The organism is Polynucleobacter sp. MG-28-Ekke-A2, from assembly GCF_035012985.1.
In the GTDB taxonomy this organism is placed as follows: domain Bacteria; phylum Pseudomonadota; class Gammaproteobacteria; order Burkholderiales; family Burkholderiaceae; genus Polynucleobacter.
Window position 1 is genome coordinate 115,304 of record NZ_JAYGQU010000007.1, and the last position, 7,181, is coordinate 122,484.

Below are 7,181 nucleotides of genomic sequence, written 5' to 3' on the forward strand. Positions count from 1 at the left end.
ACTTATTTCTGCGAGACTAGCTACTTATGGTCTGTAAATTAACTCCTTATGCGCCCCGCCTGATCCTCTTTGCGGGACATGCCGGCACTGGAAAGTCGACTTTAGCCAAAAAGGCTCTGCCTCTGATTATTGAGAAAACTGGAGAAGATTTTTTCTTTTTAGATAAAGACACCGTGTATGGCGACTTCAGCGCCCATGTCATGGGCCTCACTACTCAGAACCCAAATGACCGTGACAGCCCTTTCTACCTTGAGAATCTGCGCGATTGGGAGTACCAAGGTCTCATTAATATCGCCAGGGAGAATTTGCTTTTAGGGGTAAATGTCATTCTGATCGGCCCATTCTCGAAGGAGATTCAGAGTGGCAAGATGTTTGATGCGCAGAAATTGGGGGTGCCCCCACAGACCTCTATTCAGATTGCTTGGATTGACCTAGAGGAGTCTGAAGCCAAAAAGCGGATGGAGAAACGAGCTGACCCAAGAGACGAATGGAAGCTTGCTCACTGGGATCAATATGCTAAGCGGAGAATAGAGCCGCCAGACCACGCTAAATTGCATCGGTTTAATAATTTCACCTTTAATGAAGGGGGGTTTGAAAAACTCGTCGATGACTTATCCCGGTAATTTTGAGACAAAAAAATAGAGCCCCTAAGGAGCCCTATCTCAATACCCAAGTACTGAATTCTTAGAACTTGTAAGTTACGCCAACTGCTGGCATCCACGGGTTCAATGTCAACTTGCCAGATGCACCGGCAAGCGCTCCGCTACCAGTTACATTGGTACTCATAGTTGCATATTTCACATCAACGTTTAAACCCCAATTTCTATCCAACATGTAATCCATGCCAACTTGACCAACAAAACCAACGCTTGACTGATCAACTTGTACCTGATTTCCGAGCACAGGGAAATTTTGACGATTTCCAAAGATGGTGTAATTGATGCCAGCGCCAACATAAGGTTTAAAAGCACCTAAGTCAGTAAAGTGGTACTGGGCTAAAAGTGATGGCGGTAAAGCTGTAATCTTACCGGCGTTGGCATTACCTGGGCCATAAGTAATATTCACCTGTTGCGGCCATGTCAACACTAACTCAGCAGCAATATTTTTTGTGAAAAAGTAAGAAACATCAAACTCAGGAATAACTTGATTTTTAGCTTTTACGTTTGCGGCTTGAACCAAACCAGACTGTCCATTTTGCCAAAGCAAGTCGACCGCACGGACACGCAACATCCATGGATTTTCTTCAGCTTGAGCTTGAGCCGCGATTGGGGCTAAGGATGCTACAGCAGCCATTGCTGCTACGAGTGTCTTAATACGCATGATGGTTTCCCTTTTTGTTATCAATTTCGATGAAATCATTTTCGAATTGATACAGAGTGGGCGATTTGATACAAATCAAATCAACAGCCCCTGGGATTTTTTTCTTTGCTAAAAAGCAACAGTATTTTTGAGTGCATTTGATCTAAATCAAATTGCTTAAGGTTTGACACTACAAAACCTTGGAATAAGTCCCTTTAGCCTGGGATTCCCGGAGGTGCCGATCAAAAGTCATGGCCACTCGTCTAGCCAGGAGGCGACCCTTCGTGGGAACTAGAATACTTTCACCCTCCCAGCTGAGGAGACCGGCCTCCTCTAGACTCTTGAGTTCTTCCATTTCCGTCTTAAAGTAATTTGAGAATTCAATTTGATGCGATATTGAAAACGCTTTGGTGTCTAAGGCGAATTGGCACATCAACTCACCAATTAACTCACGGCGCAGAAGATCATCTTTATCAAGACGCAAACCTCGGAGTACCGGTAAGCGACCCGCATCTAATGCTTCGTAATATTCATCCAAAGTACGGACATTCTGAGAGTAGCAATCATCCACTTTACCAATAGAAGAGATTCCAAATGCCAGAAGATCGCACTCCGCCTGGGTGGAGTAACCCTGGAAGTTGCGATGCAACCTTCCTTCTTTTTGGGCTATAGCCAATTCATCATCAGGCTTAGCAAAATGATCCATGCCAATAAAGACGTAGCCAGCCTCGCCTAACCGTGCGATGGTATTAGACAAAATATCCAACTTATCAGCAGCAGCAGGCAAATCAGATTCAGCAATGCGGCGTTGCGGCTTAAAGATATGCGGCAAATGCGCATAGTTGTAAACAGACAAGCGATCTGGATTCATGGCCAGCACTGCATCCACCGTTTCTTTAAACGTTTCCGGTGTTTGCTTTGGTAGACCGTAGATTAAATCGACGCTGCGTGATTTAAATCCATACTTTCGGGACCAATCCATCACCGCTTGAGTTTCTTCAATCGTTTGCACGCGATGAACAGCCTCTTGAACTGCCAAGTTGAAATCCTGAACACCCAAGCTAATGCGGTTAAAGCCCAGATCAGCCAAGAGTGCAATATCTTGCTCAGTAACACGGCGTGGATCAATCTCAATTGAATACTCACCGTCAGGCAGCAGTTCAAAATGCTCGCGAGTGTGCTGCATCAACTCGGTCATCTCTTCATGAGATAAAAAAGTAGGCGTGCCTCCACCCCAATGCAATTGCGTAACGGGAATCTTTTTCTGAGCATCCATGGCTTTAGTAACCATGGCCATTTCTTTGGCAAGATACTTGATATATTTAGCGCTACGCCCATGATCCTTGGTGATGATCTTGTTGCAACCACAGTAATAGCAAATATTGGGGCAAAACGGCAAATGAAAATATAAGGACAGCGGCTCATTCGCTTGAGCTACCCGCTCCAATGCCTCAAGATAATCAGCTTCAGAAAAGTCCCCATGAAATCGATCTGCACTTGGATAAGAGGTATAGCGCGGTCCATTAATATCAAACCTCTTCAATAACTCCGGATGAAAAAGAACTTCTTTTTCTTCGGTCGATGAATGAGTTACTGCAGAATTCATGGGGTTCTTATGTGATATTTACTTTGACAGATAGTCTAGCGCGACTGCTTCTGCTACCTTAATCCCATCAACACCTGCCGACAAGATTCCACCGGCATAGCCAGCACCCTCTCCCGCTGGATAAAGGCCTTTGATATTCAGACTCTGATAGTTGGCGCCTCGAGTAATTCGCAAAGGGGAAGAAGTGCGTGTCTCCACACCAGTTAAAACAGCATCTTTCATAGAGAAGCCTTTGATTTGCTTTTCAAAAGCGGGAATCGCCTCACGAATGGCCTCAATGGCATAAGCAGGCAAGCTATCTGCCAGATCCGTTAAATGAACGCCGGGCTTATATGACGGCATGACGCTACCGAACTGAGTTGAAGGCTTGCCTTCTAAAAAGTCGCCAATCAGTTGACCCGGCGCTTCATAAGTTCTACCACCTAATTCAAAAGCCTTTGATTCAATAGCACGCTGAAACTCAATTCCCGCCAATGGGCCACCCGGGTAATCTTCTGGAGTAATGCCAACAACGATTCCCGCATTGGCATTTCGTTCATTACGAGAATATTGACTCATGCCATTAGTTACAACTCGATTCGGCTCGGAGGTGGCAGCGACTACTGTCCCACCAGGGCACATGCAAAAACTATAGACGGAACGACCATTTTTGGCGTGATGGACTAATTTGTAATCTGCCGCGCCAATTAACTCATTGCCAGCATGAGGGCCCAGGCGTGCTTTATCGATCAGGGATTGTGGGTGCTCAATCCGAAAACCAACAGAGAAAGGTTTGGCTTCCATGAAGACACCAGCATGATGCAATGCTTCAAAGGTATCTCGTGCACTGTGCCCCAAAGCCAAGATGACATGGTTGGCAGGTAGATCTTCTTGCCCTTCAATCTGGACCCCGGTAATTTGCTCATTCTTAATATCAAAGCCAATTACTTTTTGCGAGAATCGAATCTCACCGCCTAAGTCAATAATTTCTTGGCGCATCTTCTCTACTACGCCAACTAGGCGGAAGGTGCCGATATGCGGCTTAGCTACATACGTAATTTCTGCAGGAGCACCAGCTTTCACAAACTCATGAATGACTTTGCGTCCATAAAACTTAGGATCTTTGATCTGGCTGTACAACTTGCCATCTGAAAACGTACCAGCCCCGCCCTCTCCAAATTGCACATTGGATTCTGGATTTAAAACATTCTTACGCCACAGGCCCCAAGTATCTTGAGTGCGTTCACGAACTTTCTTGCCACGCTCAAGGACAATTGGCTTAAAACCCATTTGCGCTAATACTAGAGCGGCAAAAATACCGCATGGGCCAAATCCAACGACTACTGGGCGCAGCGCTTTTCCAGAGTCTATAGTTTCAGGGGCTTTTGCTACAAAGTGGTAGCTCGTATCCGGAGATGGTCTTACATGAATATCTCCAGAAAATTGCTTCAGAAGAACTTCTTCATGCTTTGCAGATAAGTCAACCGTATAGATAAAAGAGAGGGCGACGTTCTTTCGAGCATCGTAACTACGCTTATAGACCTCAAATCGTATTAAGTCTTTAACGTCTAAATTGAGGCGCTTCAATATCGCCTTCTCCAGAGCTTCTGGAGCGTGGTCAATTGGCAGACGTAATTCAGTAATACGGATCATGGGTTTTACGGTACACAGTAATTTGAGGCATTTCTAGGCTCATCATGAGCCTCAAGCCAAATAATACTGGTTATGAGCTCACTCAGGCCAGGAGTTGGTTCATAAAGGCGATAATAGGTCATGGCTCTACGCGCAACTATCCACAAAGCCGACCTTCATGTCGCAGATTCTGATCGCCATTACTATGGCAGTCATTCGTTAACTATTGCTAAGCACCCTTCTGAGACTGAGCAGCGCATGATGATCCGCATCATCGCCTTTGCATTGCAGGCAAATGAGGATCTAGCGTTTACAAAGGGTTTGAGTGATACCGATGAACCCGATCTGTGGATTAAAGATCTTACCGATGCAATCAAGTTGTGGATTGAAATCGGCCAACCAGACGAGCGTCGTATTCTGAAAGCCTGTGGTCGTTCTGATCAAGTGATTGTCTATTGCTACGGCGGACATACCAGCAAAATCTGGTGGGATGGCATTGCCAACAAACTCACTCGTGCTCGTAATTTACAAATAGTCTCTATACCAGCAGAACAAGCGGAAGAGCTGAACAAGTTGGTTGAGCGCAGCATGGTGATCCATGTCAATATTCAAGATGGTGAAGCTTACGTCTCCTCTGATAAAGGGCAGGTCACCATTACTCCAGAGATTTGGCGCAACAATCAATAGGCCTTAAAAATGAAGGTAGTAGTTTTCGATACCAATGTCTTGCTAGATCTTTTTGTCTTTAATGACTTTAGAGCGCTTCATTTAAAGCAAGCGCTGATCGAAGGCAAAATAGATGCACTCGCAACTCCAAATACTTTAGAAGAATTTGCTGATGTGATTGCTCGCCCCCTGTTTTCGCTCGATGAAGTGCAACAAGAGCAAATTCGCCAGCAATGGCATGGTTTAGCAAGAATCATGGATGATAAAAACTTAGCCAAAGCCCCCTGGATATGCCAAGACCTAGATGACCAAGTGTTTTTAGACCTTGCTTACACTGCAAAGCCCTGCTTCTTAATCAGCAAAGACAATGCAGTGCTGCGATTTGCGAATCAGGCTGCAAAAGAACAAGTATTGATTACCGCAGATTACAACGCAGCGATCTTATAGGCTTTGTGCGGCTTGTGCGGCAATCTCAAATGATCGGAGACGAGCCTGATGATCGAAAATTTGTCCAGTCAAGATGATTTCGTTTGCGCCAGTAAGATCCAACCAACGACGCATCCCCTTCTTTACCGTCTCCAGCGAACCAACTACTGAAACCTGCAAGGTATGATCTGCCGCTGCTAGTTCATGAGGCTCACAAAATTCATTCATATCAATAATTGGAGGCGGTAATTGCCCGCGGGTATTGCGCCGCATTCTGACAACATTTTGTTGCAAAGTAGTAAATAGATGTTGAGCTTCTTCATCTGTATCTGCTGCAACTACATTCATCACAAATGCTGAATAGGGTTTATCTTGTTGTGCCGATGGCTTAAAGAGCTCACGATAAATCTTCATTGCCTCTAAAAGTTGCTCTGGCGCAAAGTGAGAAGCAAAGGCATAAGGTAAGCCAAAGTGAGCGGCTAATTGAGCTCCATACAAACTAGAACCTAAAATCCAGATCGGAACATTGCTATCCACTCCCGGTATTGCTTTTACAGATTGCCCCTCTTGTAGCGGGCCAAAATAATGCTGTAACTCACGAACATCCTGTGGAAAACGATCATCGCTACCCAATAAATCCCTGCGCAATGCCCTGGCAGTCATTTGATCGGTACCAGGTGCACGACCCAAGCCAAGCTCAATTCTTCCCGGGTATAAAGCTTCTAGGGTGCCAAATTGCTCAGCAATCACTAAGGGAGCATGATTTGGCAACATGACGCCACCAGAGCCCACTCGGATATGGGAGGTGCCCGCAGCGATATAGCCAATCAAGACTGCAGTTGCAGAGCTCGCATTTCCCGTCATATTGTGATGCTCTGCCACCCAATAGCGGGTATAGCCCCATTTTTCAGCATGCCTTGCCACATCCAAAGAGTTGTGCAGTGCATCGGCAGCAGTAAAACCCTGGGGAATCGGAGATATATCTAGAATGGAGTATGGGATGGAATTTGCCATCGCTAGATCATACAGAGAAAGTGCATTGTTGACATGAGTAAACCCAAAATGGCCGATCCTGACGATGGCCTCTTTAAGCCAGGCAGTAGATTGCGCCACATTAAGACTGGTGGATTTTATAAGGTGGTCTTCTTGGCTAACGTAGAGGCAAATCTGGAGCCAGCATATGTTTACGAATCCATGCAATCGCATGATTTTTGGATTAGACCCAAAGCAGAAATGGAAGATGGGCGCTTTGAGCTTATCTCAGAATAGAAAGTAAGTTATGTCAGAAGAACGCATCACTAATCTAGAAATCAAATTGAGCTTTACAGAAGACTTAATTGAGAAACTCAATGAGACCGTCTACAAACAACAACAGCAAATCGAATTTCTGTATCGAGAATTAAAGGCAATTAAAGAACAAGCCAGCAGCAGTGGAGGCGGCGGCGCGACCCTGTAAATAAATTTGTGTAAGTTCCCTCGGCCAATTAACCTTCACAGAAGGATAGCCACATGGAACATCACACAATGGATCGTAGTAAATTACAAGCCTTAGCCAACGAACTAGCCAAGGATC

General features: G+C 45.3%; 9 protein-coding genes. 5 read left to right on the top strand and 4 right to left on the bottom strand.

Annotation, left to right across the window (positions count from 1 at the left end; genetic code table 11):
* Window positions 1-26 precede the first annotated feature (26 nt).
* Window positions 27-623, top strand: a complete 597-nt coding sequence (locus tag VC188_RS06345) for an ATP-binding protein (protein WP_323483400.1) — start codon at window positions 27-29, stop codon at window positions 621-623.
* A gap of 61 nt (window positions 624-684) precedes the next feature.
* On the opposite strand, the gene VC188_RS06350 is transcribed toward VC188_RS06345, so the two are convergent.
* The 3 genes from VC188_RS06350 to VC188_RS06360 form a co-directional block, all read right to left on the bottom strand.
* Complete coding sequence (locus VC188_RS06350) at window positions 685-1,320, bottom strand: OmpW/AlkL family protein (RefSeq protein ID WP_323483401.1); 636 nt, start codon at window positions 1,318-1,320, stop codon at window positions 685-687.
* Window positions 1,321-1,489: 169 nt separating this feature from the next.
* On the bottom strand, window positions 1,490-2,905 hold the full coding sequence (gene hemN / locus VC188_RS06355; RefSeq protein ID WP_323483402.1) for an oxygen-independent coproporphyrinogen III oxidase: 1,416 nt from the start codon (window positions 2,903-2,905) through the stop codon (window positions 1,490-1,492).
* Between the two features lie 18 nt (window positions 2,906-2,923).
* A complete protein-coding gene (locus tag VC188_RS06360; RefSeq protein ID WP_323483403.1) occupies window positions 2,924-4,537 on the bottom strand; it encodes an NAD(P)/FAD-dependent oxidoreductase in 1,614 nt (537 codons plus the stop codon).
* A 120-nt stretch (window positions 4,538-4,657) separates the two neighbouring features.
* Between VC188_RS06360 and VC188_RS06365 the strand changes: the two genes are divergently transcribed.
* Entirely contained in the window at window positions 4,658-5,203 is a 546-nt protein-coding gene (locus tag VC188_RS06365) for a YaeQ family protein (RefSeq protein WP_323483404.1), read from the top strand.
* A gap of 9 nt (window positions 5,204-5,212) precedes the next feature.
* Window positions 5,213-5,629 carry a putative toxin-antitoxin system toxin component, PIN family gene (locus tag VC188_RS06370; protein WP_323483405.1) on the top strand — a complete coding sequence of 139 codons (417 nt, stop codon included), beginning with the start codon at window positions 5,213-5,215 and terminating at the stop codon, window positions 5,627-5,629.
* Here VC188_RS06370 and VC188_RS06375 read toward each other — a convergent pair.
* Window positions 5,624-6,622, bottom strand: coding sequence for an LLM class flavin-dependent oxidoreductase (locus VC188_RS06375; RefSeq protein WP_323483406.1), 999 nt, complete (start codon window positions 6,620-6,622; stop codon window positions 5,624-5,626). The two genes, VC188_RS06370 and VC188_RS06375, sit on opposite strands and share 6 nt — an antisense overlap.
* Before the next feature lie 33 nt (window positions 6,623-6,655).
* Between VC188_RS06375 and VC188_RS06380 the strand changes: the two genes are divergently transcribed.
* A complete protein-coding gene (locus VC188_RS06380; protein WP_215320193.1) occupies window positions 6,656-6,877 on the top strand; it encodes a hypothetical protein in 222 nt (73 codons plus the stop codon).
* 10 nt (window positions 6,878-6,887) lie between these two features.
* Entirely contained in the window at window positions 6,888-7,064 is a 177-nt protein-coding gene (locus VC188_RS06385; RefSeq protein WP_323483407.1) for a SlyX family protein, read from the top strand.
* Window positions 7,065-7,181 lie beyond the last annotated feature (117 nt).

Excerpts from the sequence above, each read along its gene's own strand:
- VC188_RS06345 (WP_323483400.1), top strand. The coding sequence starts at position 27 with ATGGTCTGTAAATTAACTCCTTATGCGCCCCGCCTGATCCTCTTTGCG.
- VC188_RS06350 (WP_323483401.1), bottom strand. The coding sequence starts at position 1,320 with ATGCGTATTAAGACACTCGTAGCAGCAATGGCTGCTGTAGCATCCTTA.
- hemN (WP_323483402.1), bottom strand. The coding sequence starts at position 2,905 with ATGAATTCTGCAGTAACTCATTCATCGACCGAAGAAAAAGAAGTTCTT.
- VC188_RS06360 (WP_323483403.1), bottom strand. The coding sequence starts at position 4,537 with ATGATCCGTATTACTGAATTACGTCTGCCAATTGACCACGCTCCAGAA.
- VC188_RS06365 (WP_323483404.1), top strand. The coding sequence starts at position 4,658 with ATGGCTCTACGCGCAACTATCCACAAAGCCGACCTTCATGTCGCAGAT.
- VC188_RS06370 (WP_323483405.1), top strand. The coding sequence starts at position 5,213 with ATGAAGGTAGTAGTTTTCGATACCAATGTCTTGCTAGATCTTTTTGTC.
- VC188_RS06375 (WP_323483406.1), bottom strand. The coding sequence starts at position 6,622 with ATGGCAAATTCCATCCCATACTCCATTCTAGATATATCTCCGATTCCC.
- VC188_RS06380 (WP_215320193.1), top strand. The coding sequence starts at position 6,656 with ATGAGTAAACCCAAAATGGCCGATCCTGACGATGGCCTCTTTAAGCCA.
- VC188_RS06385 (WP_323483407.1), top strand. The coding sequence starts at position 6,888 with ATGTCAGAAGAACGCATCACTAATCTAGAAATCAAATTGAGCTTTACA.